Consider the following 21,770-nt stretch of genomic DNA (forward strand, 5'->3'; position numbering starts at 1 on the left):
GCTGGGGGCCGGGAGGGGAAGGTTATTTGCAGAACTGGCGGTCCGACGCGTTTATCGTGAGCCGCATGTTTCGTCTTGAGACAGAAGTCGACAGGACCCGGCGCGATCTTCTCCGAACCCGCCTGCGCGAGACCAACACGGCGTCCTCCCCCGTGCTGCGCGCCCTGCGCGGAACCCCAGGTGAACGGGAACTTCCGCTCCACGTATGGGCGTTGGACGACACCGGCGCGCTCGCGGGCGGACTGGTCGGCCACACCTGGACGACCTGGCTGCACGTGACCTATCTGTGGGTCGACGCGCGCCACCGCGGAGCGGGGCTGGGTTCGCAACTGCTCGCGACGGCGGAGCGCATCGCGAAGCGGGAGCGGGGCTGTGCTTCCGCACGCCTGGAGACCTGGGACTTCCAGGCGCCGGACTTCTACCGGAAGCAGGGGTACGACGTGGTGTGCGTGATCCCCGACTATCCGCCGGGGATCACCGAGTACACCCTGACCAAGCGGCTCAGCTGAGCCTGCGGGCGCCGGCCGCCGGGACCGCCTCGAAGACCCGCGGGGCGGTGAACTCCGCCGTCGCGAAGGCCTCTTCGACCGCCTTGGTGATGGTCTCGACGTCTGCGGCCTCCGCCAGGACGATCGCCGAGCCGCCGAAGCCGCCGCCCGTCATCCGCGCGCCCAGGGCGCCGGCCGCGAGCGCCGTGTCGACCGCGAGGTCCAGCTCCGGGCAGGAGATGCGGAAGTCGTCGCGCAGGGACGCGTGACCGGCGACCAGCACCGGGCCGATGGCGCGCGTGTCGCCCGACTCGAGCAGGGCGACGACCTTCTCCACCCGCTCGTCCTCGGTGACGACGTGCCGCACCAGGCGGACCGCCTCCTCGTCGTCGCCCAACCGCGCGAGCGCGTCGTCGAGTTCGGCGTACGGGACGTCCCGCAGGGCGTCGACGCCGAGCAGCGCCGCTCCCCGCTCGCAGCCCGCACGGCGCTTGCCGTACTCGCCCTCGCTGTGGGCGTGCTTGACCTGGGTGTCCACCACCAGCAGGCGCATGCCCTCGGCCGCGAGGTCGAAGGGGATCTGCCGCTGGGACAGGTCCCGGGTGTCGAGGAACAGGGCGTGCCCCTCCTCGCAGCAGGCCGAGGCCGTCTGGTCCATGATGCCGGTGGGCGCGCCGACGTAGACGTTCTCGGCGCGCTGGCACAGGCGGGCCAGCTGCCAGCGCTGCAGGCCCAGGGCGAACAGGTCGTTGAGCGCCAGGGCGATCACGACCTCCAGCGCCGCCGAGGAGGACAGGCCCGCGCCGGAGGGGACCGTCGACGCCAGGTGCACGTCGGCGCCGGTCACCGCGTGACCGGCCTCGCGCAGCGCCCAGACGACACCCGCCGGGTACGCCGTCCAGTTCCGGTCGCTCTCCGGGGCCAGGTCGTCCAGCCGCAGCTCCACCACGCCGCCCTCGACGTCCGCCGAGTGCAGGCGCAGCACGCCGTCGGTGCGGCGCGAGAGGGCCGCGACCGCGGTGTGCGGCAGCGCGAAGGGCATCACGAAGCCGTCGTTGTAGTCGGTGTGCTCACCGATGAGGTTGACGCGGCCCGGCGCCGACCAGACACCCTCCGGTGCGGCCCCGTACAGCGCGGCGAAGCCTTCCCGGACCTGCTGTGCACCCACTACTGCTCCCTGGAGATGTTCTGCGCGAACTCCCACGCGTCCGCGACGATTCCCGCGAGATCCGCGCGGGACGGGTTCCAGCCCAGCTTCTCGCGGGCACTTCGCGCGGAGGCCACCAGGACCGCCGGGTCGCCGCCGCGGCGCGGGGCCACGACCTCGGGGATCGGGTGGCCGGTGACCTGGCGGACGGTCTCGATGACCTGGCGGACCGAGAAGCCCTCGCCGTTGCCGAGGTTGCAGATCAGGTGCTCGCCGGAGGTGGCGGCCTTCAGCGCGAGCAGGTGGGCCTCGGCGAGGTCCGCGACGTGGATGTAGTCGCGCACGCAGGTGCCGTCGGGCGTCGGGTAGTCGTCGCCGTACACCGAGATGGCCTCGCGCCGGCCCTGGGCGACCTGCAGGACGAGGGGGATCAGGTGCGACTCGGGGTCGTGCCGCTCTCCGCACGCGCCGTAGGCGCCCGCCACGTTGAAGTAGCGCAGGGAGACCGCGCCCAGGCCGTGGGCGGCCGCCTCACCGGTGATCATGTGGTCGACGGCGAGCTTGGTGGCACCGTAGGGGTTGGTCGGCTTCGTCGGGGCGGTCTCCACGATCGGGACCTGCTCCGGCTCGCCGTAGGTGGCCGCGGTGGAGGAGAAGACGAGCTTGTGCACGCCGGCCTCGCGCATCGCGCCGAGCAGCGCCATGGTGCCGCCGACGTTGTTGTCCCAGTACTTCTCGGGCTTCACGACCGACTCGCCGACCTGCGAGAAGGCGGCGAAGTGCAGGACGGCCTCGTAGGAGGAGTCCAGCCACTTGGCGGCGTCGCGGATGTCGCCCTCGACGAAGGCGGCGCCCGCCGGGACCCCCTCGCGGAACCCGGTGGTCAGGTTGTCGAGGACGGTGACCTCGTGACCCGCCTCCAGCAGGTGCTGGGCGACCACGCTGCCGACATAACCCGCGCCACCGGTGACCAGATACTTGCCGCTCATCAACTCGCTACCTCTCGCAGTCGCTCGGCCGCGCGCTCCGGCGGCACGTCGTTGATGAACACGTTCATGCCGGACTCGGAACCCGCGAGGAACTTCAGCTTGCCGGAGGTTCGGCGAATGGTGAAAAGCTCGAGGTGCAGCGCGAAGTCGTCGCGGTTGACGCCCTCGAAGTCCGCGAGCTGGCCGAACGGGGCCTGGTGCCAGCCCGCGATGTAGGGCGTCGGCGGCTCGTTCTCACCGAAGATCCGGTCGAAGCGCCTCAACAGTTCCAGGTAGACCTTGGGGAACTCTGTGCGCGCCGCCTCGTCCAGGCCGAGCAGGTCCGGCACCCGTCGCTTGGGATACAGGTGCACCTCGTACGGCCAGTGCGCCGCGTACGGCACGAACGCCACCCAGTGTTCACCCTCCAGGACGACCCGCTCGCCGGCGAGTTCACGCTCGAGAACGTGATCGAAGAGGTTCTCCCCGCCGGTCGCCTCCTTGTGCTGGGCGAGTTGGCGGAGCATCAGTGCGGTGCGCGGGGTGGTGAAGGGGTAGGCGTAGATCTGGCCGTGCGGGTGACCCAGAGTCACGCCGATCTCGGCACCCCTGTTCTCGAAGCAGAACACCTGCTCCACGGAGGCCAGATGCGACAACTCCGACGTGCGGTCCGTCCAAGCGTCCAGCACCAGGGCGGCCTGCTCCTCGGTGAGGTCGGCGAAGGACGCGTTGTGGTCGGAGGTGAAGCAGACGACCTCGCAGCGGCCCGAGTCCCCGGCGAGCGAGGGGAAACGGTTCTCGAAGACCACGACGTCGTACGACGAGTCGGGGATCTCGCTGAGCCGTCCGTCCTGGGAGGGGCACAGGGGGCACTCGTCGGCCGGCGGGTGGTAGGTGCGGCCCTGGCGGTGCGAGGCGATGGCGACGCTGTCGCCGAGCAGCGGGTCGCGGCGGATCTCGGAGGTGGTGTGGGTCCGCTCCAGGGGTCGCTTGTCCACCGCGTCCCGCACGACGTCGTCGCGCAGGTCGTAGTAGATCAGCTCGCGACCGTCGGCCAGTCGGGTCGAGGTCTTCTTCACTGCGGACTCCCTATTCCGAGCCACTCACTCAGCTGCACAGCCATCAAACATAACCAAACACATTGGAACACGATCACCCAGAGTCGTCAACATCACAATCCAACAAAGAGCATCAACCGAAGTGTTCAATCACTGAACACGGAGGCATAGGTTCCGGTCTGGATCAGTTCACGCAACGAAGCGAGTTCTCATGCAAACCCCCACAAACATGGCTGTCCCCCTCGCCGCCGAGCTACGACTCCCCACGTCCTGGCTCGACTACACGATCCTCGGCATCTACTTCGTCGTCGTTCTGGGCATCGGCTTCGCCGCCCGCAGATCGGTGAAGACCAGCCTCGACTTCTTTCTCTCCGGACGCTCCCTGCCCGCCTGGATCACGGGCCTCGCCTTCATCTCCGCCAACCTGGCCGCCACCGAGATCCTCGGCATGGCGGCCAACAGCGCGCAGTACGGCGCGTACACCGTGCACTGGTACTGGATCGGCGCCATCCCGGCCATGGTCTTCCTCGGCCTGGTGATGATGCCCTTCTACTACGGCAGCAAGGTCCGCTCGGTTCCCGAGATGCTGCTGCTGCGCTTCGACAAATGGGCACATCTGCTGAGTTCGATCCTGTTCGCCGTCGCGGCCATCCTGATCGCCGGTGTGAACCTCTACTCCCTCGCCCTCGTCGTCGAGGCGCTGCTGGGCTGGCCGCAGTGGGTCGCCATCGTGGTCGCCGGCGCCTTCGTGCTCGCCTACATCACCCTCGGCGGTCTGTCGTCCGCGATCTACAACGAGGTGCTGCAGTTCTTCGTGATCCTCGCGGCGCTCATCCCGATCGTCATCCTGAGCCTGAAGAAGGTCGGCGGCTGGGGCGGCCTGACCGACAAGCTCACCGCGCAGCACGGCGCCAACTTCACCACCGCCTGGGGCGGCACCGGCATCGGCAGCTCCAACCCGCTCGGCGCCAACTGGCTGACCATCGTCCTGGGCCTCGGCTTCGTGCTCTCCTTCGGCTACTGGACGACGAACTTCGCCGAGGTGCAGCGCGCCCTGTCCGCGAAGAACCTCTCCGCCGCCCAGCGCACCCCGCTGATCGCCGCGTACCCGAAGATCTTCATCGTCTTCCTGGTGATGATCCCCGGCCTCGTCGCCGCGGCCCTGGTCCCGGGCTTCGGCACCGCCAAGTCGGGCTACCAGTACAACGACGCCGTCCTGTACCTGATGCACGAGCTGCTGCCCAACGGTGTCCTCGGCATCGCGATCACCGGCCTGCTCGCCGCCTTCATGGCCGGCATGGCGGCCAACGTGTCGTCCTTCAACACGGTGTTCACCAACGACATCTGGGGCCGGTACGTCGTCAAGGGCCGTGAGGACGAGTACTACGTCCGCTTCGGCCGGCTGATCACCGTGATCGGGGTCTGCGCGTCGATCGGCACGGCCTTCCTGGCCTCGTCCTTCTCGAACATCATGAGCTACCTGCAGACGCTGTTCTCCTTCTTCAACGTGCCGATGTTCGTCGTCTTCATCATCGGCATGTTCTGGAAGCGCGCCTCCACCAGGTCCGGCTTCTGGGGCCTGCTCGCGGGCACCGTCTCCGCGATGGTGAACTACTTCGTGATCTACAAGCAGGGCGTCGTCGACATCCCCTCCGACCAGGGAGCCAACTTCGTCTCCGCCATGGTCGGCTTCGCCGCCGGCGCCGTGGTGATGGTCGCCGTCTCCCTGTTCACCAAGCCCAAGCCGGCCGAGGAGCTCCAGGGCCTGGTCTACGGCACCACCTCCCCCGGCATGACCGAGCCCCCCGCCCCCGGCGACGACGCCTGGTACCGCAGGCCGGCCCTGCTGGGCTGGGGCGCGGTCATCATCGCCGCCGCCTGCTACATCCCGTTCTCGTTCTGATCGCGGGAGGATCGAGAGACCATGTCCGAGTTTCCCAGCCCCTCCGAGCACCCCGAGCCGCACGCGTACTCCGAGCAGGACGTGCAGCGCGAGGTCTCCGAACTGCAGAAGAAGTCGGCCACCGCGGCCCGCATCTTCGACCTGCGCCGCATCATCGGCGGCCTGTTCGTCCTCTACGGCGTGATGGTCACCATCGCCGGCATCACCGACGACCAGGCCGCCATCGACAAGGCCCAGGGCATCAACATCAACCTGTGGACCGGGATCGGGATGCTGCTGCTGGGCATCTTCTTCCTGGTCTGGCTGAAGCTGCGGCCCACCCCGCCGACGGTCCCCGAGGTCACGGCCGAGGACCTGCCGGACCGGCCCGCCGAATGACGGCCGCGGGGCCGCGAGGCTACGAGGCCTCCGGCCCCGCTCCCGCGTCCGGCGCCGGATGCGACAGCGGCCCCGCCCGGTCCAGCAGGCCCGTGCGGGCCGCCAGGGCCGCCGCCTCCAGACGGGAGCCGACGCCCAGTTTCATCAGCACGCGCTGCACATGGGTGCGCGCGGTCGACGGGGCGATGCCCATGCCGGCCGCGATCAGCCGGGTGTCCTCGCCGTCGGCGACCCGGACCAGCACCTCGACCTCCCTGGGCGTGAGCATCTGCAGCAGACGCTGGCCCTCGTCGTCGGGCTGGGCGGCCGGGTTGAGCAACTCGCTGAAGGCCCCCTGGAGCAGCTGCGGAGCGACCGCCGCCTCACCCGCCCGCGCTTTCATGATCGCCCGCTCGACGCCCTCGATGCGCTCGTCATGGCGTACGTAGCCCGAGGCGCCCGCGGCGAAGGCCGCGGCTATCCCGCGCGGACTGGGCACCGGACCCAGCACCAGCACCGCCACCTGCGGACGCTCCCGCTTGATCCGCACCACCGGGTCGAACATGCCCGGCTCCGCCGGTGTCGCCGTCCCCAGCAGGCACACCTCCGGCGCGCGTGTGATCACCAGCTCCGCCGCGCCCGCGGCCGGCGCCGCCGCCGCCAGCACCCGGTGCCCCCGCAGCTTCAGCGCCGAGGCCAGCGCCTCGGCCAGCAGTCGGTGGTCGTCGACCACCATGAGCCGCACTCCCATCGAGCAAACCCCCCACTCCCCCCAGTGGATCCCCAGGCATGCCCCACCATGGATGCCCACCGGTCCGCGCGGACAGGAGCCCCCCTCCGGCTCCCCCGCTCCTCATGCCCCCGGAAGCTACACGCTTGTTCGACGTTGCGCTCCCCCTACCGGTGAGAACTACCCCGGATCGACGGAATATCTTGTTTTTCTCTCATACATGGGTGATTCAGCTACTCGTACCGAACGCCAGAGCCAGGTACTTGTCCCCCGCCGACGAGGACTTGTCGGCGAACTGCGAGGCCATGAACAGGTGTCCCTGGGAGTAGAGGATCTCGGAGTAGTCCGGTGACATCGTGGACTCCGCCGACCGCGCCGCCCCCGCCGCCGGGTTCTCCAGCAGTGTCGTCTCCTTGAAGGAGCCGCCGTCGATGCTGACGATCTGGCCGCCCTTGTCGTACGGCGGGCGCTTGTACGCGATCACGTTGCCCTTGTCCATGCGCAGCGGCGTGATCGTGTAGCCGTCGCCGGCGTCGGCACGCTGGCCGGTCTGCTTGCCGGTGGCGAGGTCGAAGGCGACGATCTCGTTGGTCTGGCTGTAGTCCTTGGTGCCGCTGTGCTCCTCGGTGGGGACGTACAGCCGGTCGTTGCCGACGGCGAGGCCGGTGCAGCCCTCGATCTTCGTGATGCCGTCGCAGCGCGCGGCGTACTGCTTGCCCGGCGCCGAGATCCGGTTGTTGAGCTTGCCGGTCTTGTTGTCGATGGAGTAGAAGTCCGAGATCTCGCTGCCGTCACCGGCGCTGTCGCCCGCGTCGGCCGCCACGACCAGCGGGTTCGTCGACACGACGGAGGCGTACTCGATGCCCTTGGCCATCTTGTAGTCCGAGATCACCTTCCCCGTGCGCGGGTCGATGGTCTGGATGTGCAGCAGGCGCTCGCCGTACTGGCCGCACTTGAGGACCGCGACCAGCTTCTCGCCGCCGCCGTACCCGGCGTCGTAGCAGGTGTCGTCGGCCTTCGGGGCCCACAGCGGCTTGCCGTCGGCGACGTCGAAGGCGGCGCCTCCCTGCAGGCCGCCCGCGGCGACCGTGTTCGCGCTGACGGTGACGTTGCTGAACGTAATCGTCCCGCCGGCGCCGTCACCGACCGACTTCGTCCACAGCTTCTTGCCGGCGTCCAGGTCGATCGCCGCGACCTGGCTGCATCCGGCCGACCTGTTCTTCGCGGGCATCTTCGGCTGGAAGAGGACGGCCGTGCGGTGGTCGTCGGTGGTGTGCTGGCTGACCGTGCAGACCGGGCCCGGCAGCTTGATCGTCCACTGCTTGGTGCCCTTGTCGAGGTCGTACGCGCTGATCTCGGCGACACCGCTCTTGACGTACGCCTTGTCGGTCAGCCAGGAGCCGGACACCACGGTGGTGTCGTCGACCTTGGGCGAGGGGAGCTTGTACAGCAGCTTGGAGGCGGTGTCGGCGGGCACCTTCTCCTCGCCCTTGCCGTCGACGCCGCCCTTGCCGGTGTCACCGCCACCGCCGTCGCCGCCGGTGCCGCCGGTGCCGCCGGTGGAGTTCGCGGTCTGGTCCTTCTTGCCGTCGCCACCGGCGGACGCGAAGTACCAGATGCCGCCGACGACCAGCGCGAGCGCGGCGACCGCCGCGACGACGATCAGCGGCGTGTTGTTCTTCCGCCCGCCGGCCTGCGGGTGCGGCGGCACGGGCTGTTGCGGGTAGCCGTACCCGGGCTGCCGGCCGTAGGGGTTGGGCGGCTGGCCGTACGGCGGCTGCGGCTGCGTCGGATAGCCGTAACCGGGCTGCTGCGGGGGCTGGGGGGCCTGGGGTAGCCGTAGCCCGGCTGCGTGGGTGGCTGCGGGGCGCCGTAGGGCGGCTGCGGCTGCGGCGGGGTCTGCGGGGCGCCGAAGCCCGGCTGCTGCGGAGGTGTCTGCGGCGGCTGGGGCGGCTGCTGGCCCTGGGGCGGGCCGAAGCCGGGCTGCTGCGGGGGCTGGTTCGGGGGCTGGTTCGGCGGGGGCGGGGGCTGGCTCATGGCGGGCTACCTCGGGGCGGACGGCAGGGCGACGGGGACGTGGGGGCCGTGGGACGGCGTCAGTTGCCGAAGGCGAGAATCAGCTTCCCCTTCGAGTCGTCGTTGCCGGTCAGCCGGGTCGAGGAGAGGTAGAAGCGGCCGTCCACCCAGTCGTAGGCCTTGGAGTAGAAGCCGTTCTCCAGGTCGGCCGTGCCCGCCGGGTTGCGCAGCAGCTTCGCCGGCTTGTGGTCCGAGCCGCCCGTCGCGATCGACACGACCTGGCCGCCGGCGTCGTACGACGGCTCGACGTAGGCGATGAGCTTGCCGCTCTCCACCTTCATCGGCAGCATCGACTCGTCCGCCGGGGACTTCACCCGCCACTTCTCCTTGCCGTTGGCGAGGTTGATCGCGACGATCTCGTTCGGCCCGGTGGTCGCCTTGGTCGGCAGGTAGAGCGTGTCCGCGTCGGCCGCCACGCCCTCACAGCCCTGCAGGTCGCGGTCGAGGATCTGCCAGCCGCACTGCGGGGCGAAGTTCTCGTCGAAACCGACCTGGGAACGGAAGCGGCCCTTGGCGTCGAACGTGGAGATGTTCCAGGCCTTCTTGTCCTGGTTCGTGCTGTAGACGACGAGCGGGTCGACCGAGTAAGTCCGGGAGACGGTCCAGCCCTTGTCGAACTTCTGCGTCCACTTGGCCTTGCCGGTCTTCGGGTCGAGCTCCTGGATCTCCTCGTGCTGGTTCGCCTCGGAGGCGTCGCAGGAGGCGACGGAGATCAGCCGGGCGCCGCCCGCGAACGCGGTCGGGAAGCAGGCGCTGCCGTACTTCGTCTTGTCGAACAGCTTCTTGCCGCTGTCGATGTCGAAGGCCACCCCGGACTGGGCGCGGCCCGCCATCACCGTCTTGCCGGTGATGGACAGCGAGACGTTGATGGTGTTGTCGAACAGGGCGCCGTCGCCGAGCGTGCCGCTCCAGCCCTTCGCGCCGGTGTTCAGGTCGAGCTGCTGGAGCTTGTTGCACTTGGCGCGCTCGCCGGTGCCGCTCTCGTACGCCACCACGACCTTGTCGTCGACGGACTTCTGCGGGGTGACCGAGCAGATCTTCTCCGGGAAGGCCAGCGGGCCCCAGGCGGTCGCGCCGTCGGCCACGCCGTAGGCGAAGACCTGCTTGTACGCCGCCTTCACCACCGTCTTGCCGGTGATCCACATGCCGGGGGCGTCGGCGCCCGAACCGGGGGCGTCCGGCGGCGACTTGTACCAGAGGACCTTCGCCTCGCCGTCCTGGCGGTCCGCGTTGAGGTCCTCGGGGTCGGAGCCCTTCGTCCCGCCGGCGCCGCCCGAGGTGCCGGTCGCGGTGGGCTTGGGGTCGTCGCTCTTCCCGGCGACCGGCTTCTTGCCGTCGTCGCGGGTCACCGCGTACGCGACGCCGCCGATGACGGCCAGCGCGGCGACGACCGCCACGGCGATCAGCGCGGTCCTGCCCTTGCGGGGGCCGGTCGGCGGGATGCCGGGACCGCCCGGGTACGGGGCCTGCGGATAGCCGTAGCCGGGCTGCGCTCCGTACGGGCCGGGCTGCTGCGGCTGGCCGTAGGGGCCGGGCTGGCCGTACGGGTTGGGCTGCGCGTACGGACCGGGCTGCTGGGCGTACGGGCCCGGCTGCTGGGATGGCTGCGCCGGCTGCTGAGGGGGCTGCGGGTAGCCGTAGCCGGGCTGCTGGGGCGGCGGGGACTGCGGAGGCGGCGGGGCCCCGAAGCCGCCCTGGGGCGGCGGGTCCTGCGGCGGTCCGAAACCTTCCTGCGGTGGCTGTGTCATCAGCGCTTTCCCCCGTTCGATCACTGATTTCCAGCCACGCCCGAGGCGCTTGATGAGCCGGATTCGTACGCAGACAGTTCCCAGACGGCCCTTTCTATCACTCGGCACCGACAACGCACCGGGCCGGTTCGTCCGCTGTTCCCAAGGGACGACCGGCCCGTGATGCCGCTGTTACGCCTTCACGCGAGCTTCACGCGTCCTCGGCGAGTTCGAGCCAGCGCAGCTCCAGTTCCTCTCGCTGACCGGCCAAGTCCCGCAGCTCCGCGTCCAGTTCGGCCACCTTCGCGAAGTCCGTGGCGTTCTCGGCGATCTGGGCGTGCAGCTTGGTCTCCCGCTCGGAGATCTTGTCCAACTGCCGCTCGACCTTCTGCAGTTCCTTCTTGGCGGCGCGCTGGTCGGCGGAGCTCTTCTCGGCGACGGGCCTGACCGCGACGGGCGCGGCCGCGGCGACCGCCTCCTCCATCCGCCGGCGCCGCTCCAGGTACTCGTCGATGCCGCGCGGCAGCATCCGCAGCGTGGCGTCGCCCAGCAGCGCGAAGACGCGGTCGGTGGTGCGCTCGACGAAGAACCGGTCGTGGGAGATGACGATCATCGAGCCGGGCCAGCCGTCGAGGAGGTCCTCCAGCTGGGTCAGCGTCTCGATGTCGAGGTCGTTGGTGGGCTCGTCGAGGAAGAGGACGTTGGGTTCGTCCATGAGCAGCCGCAGCAGCTGGAGCCGGCGGCGCTCACCGCCGGAGAGGTCGCCGACCGGCGTCCACTGCTTCTCCTTGTTGAAGCCGAACGTCTCGCACAGCTGCCCGGCGGTCATCTCGCGCCCCTTGCCGAGGTCGACGCGCTCACGCACCTCCTGGACCGCTTCCAAGACCCGCAGGTTCGGGTCCAGTTCGGCCACCTCCTGGGAGAGATAGGCGAGTTTGACCGTCTTGCCGACGGCGATCCGGCCGCCGGCGGGCTGGGTCTCGCCCTCGCTGCGGGCCGCCTGTGCCATCGCCCGCAGCAGGGAGGTCTTGCCGGCGCCGTTCACGCCGACCAGGCCGATGCGGTCGCCGGGGCCGAGCTGCCAGGTGACGTGCTTGAGCAGCAGCTTGGGGCCGGCCTGGACGGTCACGTCCTCCAGGTCGAAGACCGTCTTGCCGAGCCGCGAGGAGGCGAACTTCATCAGCTCGGAGCTGTCCCGGGGCGGCGGCACGTCCCTGATCAGCTCGTTGGCCGCCTCGACGCGGAAGCGCGGCTTGGAGGTGCGGGCGGGCGCTCCGCGGCGCAGCCAGGCCAGCTCCTTGCGGACGAGGTTCTGCCGCTTGGCCTCCTCGGTGGCGGCGATGCGCTCGCGCTCGGCGCGCGCGAAGACGTAGTCGGAGTAGCCGCCCTCGTACTCGTAGACGTCGCCCTTCTGCACGTCCCACATGCGCGTGCACACCTGGTCCAGGAACCAGCGGTCGTGCGTGACGCAGACCAGCGCGGAGCGGCGCTCGCGCAGGTGGCGGGCGAGCCAGGCGATGCCCTCGACGTCCAGGTGGTTGGTCGGCTCGTCGAGGACGATCAGGTCCTGTTCCTCGATGAGCAGCTTGGCGAGGGCGATGCGGCGGCGCTCGCCGCCGGAGAGGGGCGCAATGACGGTGTCGAGGCCCTGGGGGAAACCGGGCAGATCCAGTCCGCCGAACAACCCGGTGAGCACGTCGCGGATCTTGGCGTTGCCCGCCCACTCGTGGTCGGCCATGTCCCGGATGACCTCGTGCCGCACGGTGGCGTTCGGGTCCAGGGAGTCGTGCTGGGTGAGCACCCCCAGGCGCAGCCCTCCGGAGTGGGTGACGCGCCCGGTGTCGGCCTCCTCCAGCTTGGCCAGCATGCGGATGAGCGTGGTCTTGCCGTCGCCGTTGCGCCCCACGACCCCGATCCGGTCGCCTTCGGAGACGCCGAGGGACACGCCGTCGAGGAGGGCACGAGTGCCGTACACCTTGCTGACGTTCTCGACATTGACCAGATTCACGGCCATTTCTCTCCTGCCCGGGGGGATCGATCAGCCTCCCAGCGTAATGCGCGCCGGTGGCCGACCGATCCCGAGCCGGTTGGCCTGTGGAAAACCCGGGATCAGCGGGAGGCGGCCGCGCGGACCTCGGTCAGGAGGTCGTACATCGTCTGGCCGGGGCATTCGGTCTGGAGCCAGTCGCGGTGACCGCCGACCGTCGTGACCGTCTTGGTGACGCCGTTGACCGGGTTGGTGTAGCTGATCTGCGCCTTCGGGTCGAGGCCCTTGAAGCGGGCGATCACCTTGATCAGGCGGGTCAGCGAGGCTTTGGCCGCGTCGGTGGGACCCTGGTCGGTCAAGGTGCCGAGGAGGGCGATGCCGAGGTTGCCGGAGTTGTAGCCGGCGGTGTGGAAGGCGGTGACCAGGTCTCCGTCGGCGTTGAACGCGGGGATGCCGTCGTCACCGGAGTAGCGGCCCTCGTAGACGTCGCCGGCCTCGTCGATCAGGAAGTGGTAGCCGATGTCGCCCCAGTCCAGGGTGACCGCGTGGTACTCGTAGATCGCGCGCACGGTCGCCGCCGGGTCGGCGTCGCCGTTCGGGGTGTCCGTGTGGTGGACCGTGACCGACTGCAGCGCGTAGTACTTCTCCGGGGAGTTGACCTTCCCGTCCTTGTACCGCTTGGACTCGTCGGCGCCCCACGCCGGCCGTGACAGGTAGCGCACGCCACGCACGCGCGTGGGCTGCGAGGGCACCTGGACGGTGCGGGCCGGCCCGTGGGCGGTGTCGATCGCGAGCGAGCGCACGTCCGTCGTGCCTTCCTCCGCCCGCACCTCGTACGTCCTGGCGTCGCCGGCCGCCACCAGGGCCGTGCCGCCGCCGTCGACGGTCGCGCAGCCGCCGGTGAGCGGCCGGAACCCGGTGTGGCCGGGGAAGCGGATGTCCGCGCCGCCCGGGTCGCCGTTCCAGCGCACGCCGACCCAGGAGGCGGCGAAGGGGGTGGTGGCGGTGCCGGCACCGGTGGCGGCGGCCGAGCGGGTGGCCGGGAACCTTTGCGGCGTGGTGGCGGGGGCGCCCCCGGAGGCGGCCCCGGAACGGGCACCGGCGTCCGGCGCGGAAGCGGGGTCGGACTCGGTGGCCGCGAAGACGGCCGGCGTCAGGACGGCGGCCCCGGCCACGGCCACTCCGGCGCCGAGCGCGCCGCGACGGGACAGGGACCGCTTGCGGCGGTGCGAGGCGGGTGCGGGGGTGGGGGGTTCGGGCTCGGGCACGAGTGATCCTTCGGCTGTGCAGAGGTCGTGACGCGCAACAGCAGCGCTTGAAGTGTCAACGGACCCTATCGGCCGCACGCACCCCACCCGTACCGCGGGCGTGGGAGGCCGCTGTGGAGATCGGGCGAAGATCGCCGCGCGGGCGCGCCCCTACCTCGAGTCGCCCTTGAACACCGCCGCGCCCCTACGCCGACGCGCCCCCGAGCACCGTCGCGCCCGGCGCCGGGCCCGACGTCGTCCGCACCGTGCGGCACGTGCCCGAGGCCTCCAGCGCCTCGGCCACCTTCGCCGCCGACCGGGCGTCCCGGGCGAGGAACGCCGTCGTCGGCCCCGATCCGGAGACGAGCGCGGCGAGGGCGCCGGCCGCCCGGCCCGTGGCCAGGGTGTCGGCGAGCTCCGGGAAGAGCGAGAGGGCGGCGGGCTGCAGGTCGTTGGAGACGGCGGCGGCGAGCGCGTCCGCGTCGCCCTTCGCGAGGGCGTCGAGCAGTTCCTGCGAGGCGACCGGCTCGGGGACGTCGAGGCCGGCCGTGAGCCGGTCGAACTCCCGGAACACGGCCGGCGTCGACAGGCCCCGCCCGGCCATCGCGAACACCCAGTGGAAGACGCCGCCCACCTCCAGCGCGGTCAGCTGCTCGCCGCGCCCGATGCCCAGCGCCGCCCCGCCGACCAGGCTGAACGGCACATCGCTGCCCAACTCGGCGCAGATCGCGAGCAGTTCCGCCCGCGAGGCGCCCGTACGCCACAGCGCGTCGCAGGCCAGCAGCGCGCCCGCGCCGTCCGCGCTGCCGCCCGCCATGCCGCCGGCGACCGGGATGTCCTTGGCGATGTGGAGGTGCACGGCCGGCTCGATGCCGCGCCGTTCGGCGAGGGCGATCGCGGCCCGCGCGGCGAGGTTCGTACGGTCCAGCGGGACCTGCTCGGCGTCGGCGCCCTCGCAGGTCACGCGCAGTTCCTCGGCCGGCGTCACGGTCACCTCGTCGTAGAGGCCGACCGCGAGGAAGACGTTGGCCAGGTCGTGGAAGCCGTCGGGTCGGGCGGCACCCACCGCGAGCTGCACGTTGACCTTGGCGGGGACGCGGACGGTGACGCTCACTGGGGACGGGGCTCCTTGTGGTCGAAGGGCCCGGCGGCGCCGGCCCCCTTGTTCTCTGCGATACGCGCGAACTCCTCGACGGTGAGCGCCTCGCCGCGCGCCTGCGGCGACACCCCGGCGGCGACCAGTGCCGCCTCCGCCGCCGCGGCCGACCCGGCCCATCCGGCGAGCGCCGCCCGCAGCGTCTTGCGGCGCTGCGCGAAGGCGGCGTCGACCACGGCGAACACCTCGGCCTTGGAGGCGGTGGTCCTGACCGGCTCGGTGCGCCGGGTGAGCGCCACGAGGCCGCTGTCGACGTTCGGCGCGGGCCAGAAGACGTTCCGTCCGATGGCCCCGGCCCGCTTCACGTCGGCGTACCAGTTGGCCTTCACGGACGGCACGCCGTACACCTTCGAACCGGGCCCGGCGGCGAGGCGGTCGGCGACCTCGGACTGCACCATGACCAGGGTGCGCTCGATGCTCGGAAAGGTGTCGAGCATGTGCAGCAGGACCGGTACGGCGACGTTGTACGGCAGGTTCGCCACCAGCGCGGTCGGGGCCGGGCCGGGCAGCTCGGCGACGTGCATCGCGTCGGAGTGGACCAGCGCGAAACGGCCGGCGCGCTCCGGCATGCGGGCCGCGACGGTCGCGGGCAGCGCGGCGGCCAGGACGTCGTCGATCTCCACGGCGGTGACGTGGTCGGCGGCCTCCAGCAGCGCGAGCGTGAGCGAGCCGAGCCCGGGGCCGACCTCCACCACCACGTCGTCGGGCCGGACCTCGGCGATGCGGACGATTCGGCGGACCGTGTTCGCGTCGATCACGAAGTTCTGACCGCGCTGCTTGGTGGGACGCACACCGAGGGCTGCCGCGAGTTCACGTACGTCGGCGGGCCCGAGGAGGGCGTCTGGGGCGGGGCTGCTGCTCACGGGACAAGACTACGGGGGCGCCGCCGCGCCCCCGTCCGCGCGGCTCACCCGTGCAGGCGCGTCCCGCAGTGCGGCCAGGGACTGGTCCCGCGCCGCACGTACAGCTTCTTCGCCCGGAACGTCTGCTCCTGCGCCGTCGCGTCCTGCGGCCGCCCGCTGCCGCCGAGGCTGTGCCAGGTGTGGGTGTCGAACTGGTACAGGCCCCCGTACGTCCCCGAGGGGTCGACCGCGTCCGGCCGGCCGCCCGACTCGCACGCCGCCAGCCCGTGCCAGTCGAGGCCGTCCGCCCCGTGCACGGACGCCGGCAGCGGCTTGGTGCCCATGCGCACGATCTGCTTGCGCGGCGCGCGCACCACGTCGGAGTCGGTCCTGCGCGGCTTCTGCCGGACGCCGTTGACGGTCCGCAGGGCGTAGGTGTCGCGCCGCAGTCCCGGCTGCCCGGTCTGCTCGACGACCTCCGTGCCCTTGAACAGGGTGGGGTCGTTCCTGCGCTCCGTCTCGAACGGGATCGGCTCCTCGCGGACCTGCTCGCTCCCCGTCACGCGCAGCACGGTCACCGTCTGCCCGTCGCGCGGGAAGCTGTCGCCCGGGACGGACGTCGTGTCCTCGCCGCGCAGGGTGACGCCGGCCTCCTCGACCGCCTCGCGCACGGTCGCCGCGTTCGTGCGGACGGTGCGGGCGCGGCCGTCGGCCATGATCGTCACGACGCGCTCGGTGCGGACGTCGAGGGCGAGGCCGGCGCGTCCGATGGGCTGGGAGCGCGAGACGGACATGTACGCGCCCTTCGCGCGCACGCCCAGTTGGTCGAGCGCCCCTTGCACGGTGTGCGCCGTCGTCCACACCTCGCGCCGGTGGCCGTCGAGCGTGAGCCGCACGGGGCGGCCGTAGTGCACCGCCACCTCGTCGCCGCTGGCGAGCGCGGTGCCGGGGGCGGGCGCGACCACGTCGTGCGCCCCGACGGCGACGCCCTCCTGCGCGAGGAGTTCCGTCACGTCGTCGGCGAAGGTGTGCAGGGTGCGGGGCTTGCCGTCGACGGTCAGCTCGATCGCCTTGTCGTTGGCGACGAACGCGGAGGTGCCGCCGGCAAGGAAGGCGACGACCAGGGCTTGCGGCAGCAGGCGGCGCACGGAGCTGTCGGAGCGCTCGATGGAGCGCACCTTGCGCCGGCGCGCACCGCGCCCGCCCGCGACGGCGCGCGCAACCGCGGCGGGCGCCCCCTCGCTCACCGCGCGCCCCGTCTGGCGCGGCAGCGCCGTCTCGTAGGGCTCGCGCGCCCCGTCGGCACCGCTTCCGTGCACCTCGTACGCAGGCGCGTACGAGTCTCCGTACGCCCCGAGCGAACCGGACACCACCATCGCCTCCGGCATCACGTGCGCCGCCGGAAGGGTCAGCGCGCCGTGCACGTCGAAACCGGGGTCGAAGTCCCCGCCGAGGTCCTCATGGAAGCGGTCGCCGAAGCCGTCGTCGAAGGCGTCACCGAAGCCGTCACCGAAGTCGGCGCCGAAGCCGTCGTACCCCGGCAGTGGGTAGGACTCGGCCGGCGCGGCCGGGCCGTACGTCTCATACGTCTCGTACTGCGAGTTGCTCACGCCGACACGCTCCAGGGGCCGTTGGGTCCAGCGGGGTCCGGATCGGGCCCACAGAACCTAGCGGAGCGACCGTCACTCTCCAAAGCGACTCGGCTACGCACAGTCGTGCGTTATGGGTCAGTAACCGAAGGCGCGGGCCGTGTTCGAGGCGAGTGCCGTCGCCAGGACGTCCTCGTGGACACCCCGGACGGCGGCCATGGCGCGCACCGTGACCGGAATGAGATACGGGGCGTTGGGCCGTCCGCGGTACGGCACCGGGGTGAGGAAGGGCGCGTCGGTCTCCACCAGGAGCAGCTCCGCCGGGGCCACCGCCAGCGCGTCGCGCAGGTTCTGGGCGTTCTTGAAGGTGACGTTGCCGGCGAAGGACATGAAGTAGCCGGCGGCGGCGCACACCTCGGCCATCTCGGCGTCGCCGGAGTAGCAGTGGAAGACGGTGCGCTCGGGCGCGCCCTCCTCCTTCAGCACGCGCAGCACGTCCGCGTGGGCGTCGCGGTCGTGGATGACGAGCGCCTTGCCGTGCCGCTTGGCGATCTCGATGTGGGCGCGGAAGGAGCGCTCCTGCGCCTCCTTGCCCTCGGGCCCGGTGCGGAAGTAGTCGAGGCCGGTCTCGCCGACGCCCTTGACGTGGGGGAGCGCGGCCAGGCGGTCGATCTCGGCGAGCGCCTCGTCGAGCGCCGTGGCGCCCCCCGGTTGGCGCGCGCCCTGGCGGGACCAGCCGTCGGGGTCGCCGTGCACGATGCGGGGCGCCTCGTTCGGGTGCAGGGCGACGGTGGCGTGGACGGCGTCGTACGCCGCCGCGGTCTCGGCCGCCCACTGCGAGCCGCGTACGTCGCAGCCGACCTGGACGACGGTGGTCACGCCCACCGACGCGGCCTTGGCGAGCCCCTCCTCCACCGTGCCGGACTGCATGTCGAGGTGGGTGTGGGAGTCGGCGACGGGCACCCCGAGGGGCGCCGGGAGCGGCGGCGCGCTCTTGTCGCCGGTCTTCTCGCTGGAGGAAGGCATGTCCCGATCCTACGAAAGGGGCATGCCCTCCCGGCCCAGGGAGCTGTCAGCCCGCCTTGCGCTGAAAGGGGTGCAGGAGATCGGACAGATGCCAGTGGTGGTGTTCCTTCGGCTCCGCGCCGTCGGCGACCGGCTCCGGCGCCTCAACGGGCCCGGCCTGCGGGGCGGCCCGGTGGGACCGGTGCGCGGCGTCGTGCGCGGCGGAGACCCGGCCCGGCCGCATGATCCGCACGACGTGGGCGTCGCAGTTCTTGCACGTGGGCCTGGACAGCGGGGAGGGGACGATCTGCCCGTTCGCCACGTACATCACGAACTCGTGGCCGTCGCCGTCCCTGTGGTGCTCTATCTCGTAGGACTGCTCCCAGCCGTGCCCGCAGCGCATACAGGCGAAGGAGTACGACTCGTGGACGACTGCGGTGGCCGCGCCGCGCAGGGCGGTCAGTCCTTCGATCTCGCTCATGCCAGCTCCTCTTGTCCGCTGGACAAAGGGACGGGTGCGTCCCTTCGACCAGTGGACGCCTCCGGCGGCGCGATTGCAGCAGGGCTGTCGAGTGTTGGAGCCGATTTGGACTTTCCTTGCCATAGCGCCCCCGCTCACGCCCTGGGGCTTTGCCTTCGACGACAGCCCTTTGCCTGTCCGTGGGGCGCTCGCTCAGGCGAGATGCGCCCTGCTCAGAGGGGGTGTGGCGCAGTTTACGAAAGCCTCACGAACCACTCGCCGAAGGTGCGTTCTTCGCGGCCACAACCGCGTCGAAGACCTGGCGTTTGGGCAGCCCGGCCTGGACCGCGACGGCCGCGATCGCCTCCTTGCGGCGCTCCCCGGCCTCCTCGCGCAGGCGCACACGGCGCACGAGCTCCTCGGCGCTCAGGTCCTGCGCGCCCCGCTCGGGCGCCCCCTCCACGACCACGGTGATCTCACCGCGCACCCCGTCGGCCGCCCACTCCGCGAGCTCCGCCAGAGGACCGCGCCTGACCTCCTCGTACGTCTTGGTCAGCTCCCGGCACACGGCCGCCCGCCGGTCGGCGCCGAACGCCTCGGCCATCGCGGCGAGGGTGTCGTCGAGCCGGTGCGGGGCCTCGAAGTAGACGAGCGTGCGCCGCTCCTCGGCGACCTCCTTCAGGCGCGTCAGCCGCTCCCCCGCCTTGCGGGGCAGGAACCCCTCGAAGCAGAACCGGTCCACGGGCAGCCCGGACAGGGCGAGCGCGGTGAGCACGGCGGACGGGCCCGGCACGGCGGTGACCCGGATGTCCTTCTCGACGGCGGCGGCGACCAGCCGGTAGCCGGGGTCGGACACGGAGGGCATGCCGGCGTCCGTGACGAGCAGCACGCGCGCGCCGCCCACGAGTTCCTCGACCAGTTCGGGGGTGCGGGCGGACTCGTTGCCCTCGAAGTAGGACACCACGCGCCCCTTGGGGGTGACGCCCAGCGCCTGCGTCAGCCGCCGGAGCCGCCGGGTGTCCTCGGCGGCGACGACGTCGGCATCGGCGAGTTCCTGGGCGAGCCGCGGGGGCGCGTCCGCGACGTCGCCGATGGGGGTGCCTGCGAGTACGAGGATTCCGGTCACGCCCCCATCCTCCCAGGGAGGGACGGAAGCGAACGCATTCGAACCCTTACCTGCCATGCACGGGACTCACACAGAACCGTTCCCTACGATGGCGCGGTGACCAGTACCGCGTCCTCCCCGGACACCCGGCAAGGCCAGACCCCCGAAGACGAGCGGCCGGCCTGGCAGCTGCGGCTGCGCCGCTTCGGATACTCGGCCGGGTCCAGAAGCGACGTCCGTGAGCGTCTGGTGCCGCCGTTCGTCGAGCCGAGCCCGCGTCTGTGGCAGGTGCTGGGCGTGCGGCCGGCGCTCGCGGCCCGGATCGCGCGCTGGTCGGGCTGGGGCGGTCCGCTGCTGGTGACGCTGCTGGCGGGCGTCATGCGGTTCTGGCACCTGGGCAGCCCGAAGGCGGTGATATTCGACGAGACGTACTACGCCAAGGACGCCTGGGCGATCGTCCACCGCGGCTTCGAGGTCAACTGGGACAAGAACGCCAATGACCTGATCATCTCCTCCCACGGACACGTCAAGATCCCGTCGGACGCGGCCTATGTCGTGCATCCGCCGGTCGGCAAGTACGTGATCGGGCTGGGCGAGCTGATGTTCGGGTTCGACCCGTTCGGCTGGCGGTTCATGACCGCCGTGCTCGGCACGCTGTCGGTGCTGATGCTGTGCCGTATCGGCCGCCGGATCTTCCGCTCCACCTTCCTCGGCTGCCTGGCCGGCGCGCTGATGGCGGTGGACGGGCTGCACTTCGTGATGAGCCGCACCGCGCTGCTGGACGGCGTGCTGATGTTCTTCGTGCTGGCCGCGTTCGGGTGCCTGGTGATCGACCGGGACCGAGCGCGCGCCAGACTCGCGGCCGCGCTGCCGACGGGCCCGGACGGGCTGGTGCGGCCCGACGCGCACGTCGCCGAGACCACCTGGCTGGGCCTGCGGCCCTGGCGCTGGGCGGCGGCCGTGCTGCTCGGACTCGCGATCGGCACGAAGTGGAACGGCCTGTACTTCCTGGCCGCCTTCGCCCTGATGGCCGCGCTGTGGGACGTCGGGGCGCGCCGGACGGCGGGCGCCCGCCACCGGATCACGCTGATCTGGGCCGCCGAGTCGGTCGTGTCGTGGGTGGTGATGTCCGTCGTCGCGGTCACCGTCTACCTGCTCTCCTGGATCCGCTGGATCCTCTCTCCCGCCGACGGCACCGGCGGCTACTTCCGCAACTGGGCCGCGACCGACGGCCGGGGCGGCCACTTCACCTTCCTGCCGGACTGGCTGCGCAGCCTGTGGCACTACGAGCACGAGGTGTACAAGTTCCACATCGGCCTGTCCTCGCCGCACACGTACATGTCCAACCCGTGGAGCTGGATCGTCGACGGCCGGCCGGTGTCGTACTTCTACGAGTCCCCCTCGCCCGGCGCGGACGGCTGCGCCGCCGACGCGGGCCAGAAGTGCGCCCGGGAGGTCCTCGCGATCGGCACGCCGCTGCTGTGGTGGGTGGCCTGCTTCGCGGTCCTGTACGTCCTGTGGCGCTGGCTGTTCCGCCGCGACTGGCGGGCCGGGGCCATCGCCTGCGGTGTGGCGGCGGGTTACCTGCCCTGGTTCATGTACCAGGAGCGGACGATCTTCTTCTTCTACGCCGTCGTCTTCGTGCCGTTCCTGTGCCTGGCGGTGGCGATGCTGCTGGGCGCGGTCATCGGCCCGCCCGGCTCCAGCGACACGCGGCGGGTGGCCGGGGCGACCGGGGCGGGCGTCCTGGTGCTGCTGATCGCCTGGAACTTCATCTACTTCTGGCCCCTGTACACCGGCACCGCGATTCCGATCGACAACTGGCGTTCACGTATGTGGCTGGATACGTGGGTGTAGCTGGGCGGATATACCAAGAGGGCCCGGCCGGCGGCCGCGCCCTCTTGGTCGTTGTTGGTTGCTAGCGG

General features: G+C 71.2%; 17 protein-coding genes and 1 pseudogene. 4 read left to right on the forward strand and 14 right to left on the reverse strand.

All coding sequences use genetic code 11. The annotated features are described in order from the left end of the window. The first annotated feature begins 53 nt into the window (after positions 1–53). Positions 54–509 carry a GNAT family N-acetyltransferase gene (locus LN251_RS10820; protein WP_458246697.1) on the forward strand — a complete coding sequence of 152 codons (456 nt, stop codon included), beginning with the start codon at positions 54–56 and terminating at the stop codon, positions 507–509. Here LN251_RS10820 and galK read toward each other — a convergent pair. Genes galK through galT form a run of 3 tightly spaced genes read right to left on the reverse strand, consistent with a single transcriptional unit; the run spans position 502 to position 3,682 of the window. Then, the gene (gene galK, locus LN251_RS10825; RefSeq protein WP_458244241.1) at positions 502–1,656 is read right to left on the reverse strand and encodes a galactokinase; all 1,155 of its coding nucleotides are present in this window, start codon (positions 1,654–1,656) and stop codon (positions 502–504) included. The two genes, LN251_RS10820 and galK, sit on opposite strands and share 8 nt — an antisense overlap. Further along, positions 1,656–2,624 (reverse strand): UDP-glucose 4-epimerase GalE, encoded by a 969-nt coding sequence (gene galE, locus LN251_RS10830; protein ID WP_458244242.1) that lies wholly within the window; start codon positions 2,622–2,624, stop codon positions 1,656–1,658. The genes galK and galE overlap by 1 nt, the downstream gene beginning before the upstream one ends. Then, positions 2,624–3,682, reverse strand: a complete 1,059-nt coding sequence (gene galT / locus LN251_RS10835) for a galactose-1-phosphate uridylyltransferase (protein ID WP_458244243.1) — start codon at positions 3,680–3,682, stop codon at positions 2,624–2,626. Before galT ends, galE begins: the two co-directional genes overlap by 1 nt. A gap of 190 nt (positions 3,683–3,872) precedes the next feature. On the opposite strand from galT, the gene LN251_RS10840 reads away from it, so the two are divergent. Beyond that, positions 3,873–5,564 carry a sodium:solute symporter family protein gene (locus tag LN251_RS10840; protein WP_458244244.1) on the forward strand — a complete coding sequence of 564 codons (1,692 nt, stop codon included), beginning with the start codon at positions 3,873–3,875 and terminating at the stop codon, positions 5,562–5,564. 21 nt (positions 5,565–5,585) lie between these two features. Continuing rightward, the gene (locus tag LN251_RS10845; RefSeq protein WP_458244245.1) at positions 5,586–5,942 is read left to right on the forward strand and encodes a hypothetical protein; all 357 of its coding nucleotides are present in this window, start codon (positions 5,586–5,588) and stop codon (positions 5,940–5,942) included. Between the two features lie 19 nt (positions 5,943–5,961). On the opposite strand, the gene LN251_RS10850 is transcribed toward LN251_RS10845, so the two are convergent. The 11 genes and pseudogenes from LN251_RS10850 to rsmI form a co-directional block, all read right to left on the reverse strand. Then, positions 5,962–6,672 (reverse strand): helix-turn-helix transcriptional regulator, encoded by a 711-nt coding sequence (locus LN251_RS10850; protein ID WP_362986444.1) that lies wholly within the window; start codon positions 6,670–6,672, stop codon positions 5,962–5,964. Between the two features lie 208 nt (positions 6,673–6,880). Continuing rightward, a pseudogene (locus tag LN251_RS10855) lies at positions 6,881–8,688 on the reverse strand (outer membrane protein assembly factor BamB family protein). Positions 8,689–8,747: 59 nt separating this feature from the next. Then, complete coding sequence (locus LN251_RS10860; protein ID WP_458244246.1) at positions 8,748–10,475, reverse strand: outer membrane protein assembly factor BamB family protein; 1,728 nt, start codon at positions 10,473–10,475, stop codon at positions 8,748–8,750. A gap of 190 nt (positions 10,476–10,665) precedes the next feature. Beyond that, positions 10,666–12,468, reverse strand: a complete 1,803-nt coding sequence (locus tag LN251_RS10865; RefSeq protein WP_458244247.1) for an ABC-F family ATP-binding cassette domain-containing protein — start codon at positions 12,466–12,468, stop codon at positions 10,666–10,668. A 95-nt stretch (positions 12,469–12,563) separates the two neighbouring features. After that, complete coding sequence (locus tag LN251_RS10870) at positions 12,564–13,709, reverse strand: peptidoglycan recognition protein family protein (protein ID WP_458244248.1); 1,146 nt, start codon at positions 13,707–13,709, stop codon at positions 12,564–12,566. A gap of 184 nt (positions 13,710–13,893) precedes the next feature. Next, positions 13,894–14,802, reverse strand: a complete 909-nt coding sequence (locus tag LN251_RS10875; RefSeq protein ID WP_458244249.1) for a 4-(cytidine 5'-diphospho)-2-C-methyl-D-erythritol kinase — start codon at positions 14,800–14,802, stop codon at positions 13,894–13,896. Next, positions 14,799–15,707 carry a 16S rRNA (adenine(1518)-N(6)/adenine(1519)-N(6))-dimethyltransferase RsmA gene (gene rsmA, locus LN251_RS10880; protein WP_458244250.1) on the reverse strand — a complete coding sequence of 303 codons (909 nt, stop codon included), beginning with the start codon at positions 15,705–15,707 and terminating at the stop codon, positions 14,799–14,801. The genes LN251_RS10875 and rsmA overlap by 4 nt, the downstream gene beginning before the upstream one ends. 44 nt (positions 15,708–15,751) lie before the next feature. After that, positions 15,752–17,296: a ubiquitin-like domain-containing protein gene (locus LN251_RS10885; protein WP_458244251.1), complete on the reverse strand. Its 1,545-nt coding sequence runs from the start codon at positions 17,294–17,296 to the stop codon at positions 15,752–15,754. A 117-nt stretch (positions 17,297–17,413) separates the two neighbouring features. After that, positions 17,414–18,301: a TatD family hydrolase gene (locus LN251_RS10890; protein ID WP_458244252.1), complete on the reverse strand. Its 888-nt coding sequence runs from the start codon at positions 18,299–18,301 to the stop codon at positions 17,414–17,416. Between the two features lie 46 nt (positions 18,302–18,347). Beyond that, the gene (locus LN251_RS10895; RefSeq protein WP_458244253.1) at positions 18,348–18,761 is read right to left on the reverse strand and encodes a hypothetical protein; all 414 of its coding nucleotides are present in this window, start codon (positions 18,759–18,761) and stop codon (positions 18,348–18,350) included. Between the two features lie 244 nt (positions 18,762–19,005). After that, complete coding sequence (gene rsmI / locus LN251_RS10900; RefSeq protein WP_458244254.1) at positions 19,006–19,866, reverse strand: 16S rRNA (cytidine(1402)-2'-O)-methyltransferase; 861 nt, start codon at positions 19,864–19,866, stop codon at positions 19,006–19,008. Positions 19,867–19,962: 96 nt separating this feature from the next. Between rsmI and LN251_RS10905 the strand changes: the two genes are divergently transcribed. Beyond that, positions 19,963–21,702, forward strand: a complete 1,740-nt coding sequence (locus LN251_RS10905; protein WP_458244255.1) for a dolichyl-phosphate-mannose--protein mannosyltransferase — start codon at positions 19,963–19,965, stop codon at positions 21,700–21,702. The last annotated feature ends 68 nt before the right edge of the window (positions 21,703–21,770 follow it).

The organism is Streptomyces sp. MAI_2237 (assembly GCF_054189285.1).

Coding starts and splice junctions, on each gene's coding strand:
- LN251_RS10840 (WP_458244244.1), top strand. CDS start 3,873: ATGCAAACCCCCACAAACATGGCTGTCCCCCTCGCCGCCGAGCTACGA.
- LN251_RS10890 (WP_458244252.1), bottom strand. CDS start 18,301: ATGCCTTCCTCCAGCGAGAAGACCGGCGACAAGAGCGCGCCGCCGCTC.
- LN251_RS10845 (WP_458244245.1), top strand. CDS start 5,586: ATGTCCGAGTTTCCCAGCCCCTCCGAGCACCCCGAGCCGCACGCGTAC.
- LN251_RS10860 (WP_458244246.1), bottom strand. CDS start 10,475: ATGACACAGCCACCGCAGGAAGGTTTCGGACCGCCGCAGGACCCGCCG.
- galE (WP_458244242.1), bottom strand. CDS start 2,624: ATGAGCGGCAAGTATCTGGTCACCGGTGGCGCGGGTTATGTCGGCAGC.
- LN251_RS10865 (WP_458244247.1), bottom strand. CDS start 12,468: ATGGCCGTGAATCTGGTCAATGTCGAGAACGTCAGCAAGGTGTACGGC.
- LN251_RS10850 (WP_362986444.1), bottom strand. CDS start 6,672: ATGGGAGTGCGGCTCATGGTGGTCGACGACCACCGACTGCTGGCCGAG.
- LN251_RS10895 (WP_458244253.1), bottom strand. CDS start 18,761: ATGAGCGAGATCGAAGGACTGACCGCCCTGCGCGGCGCGGCCACCGCA.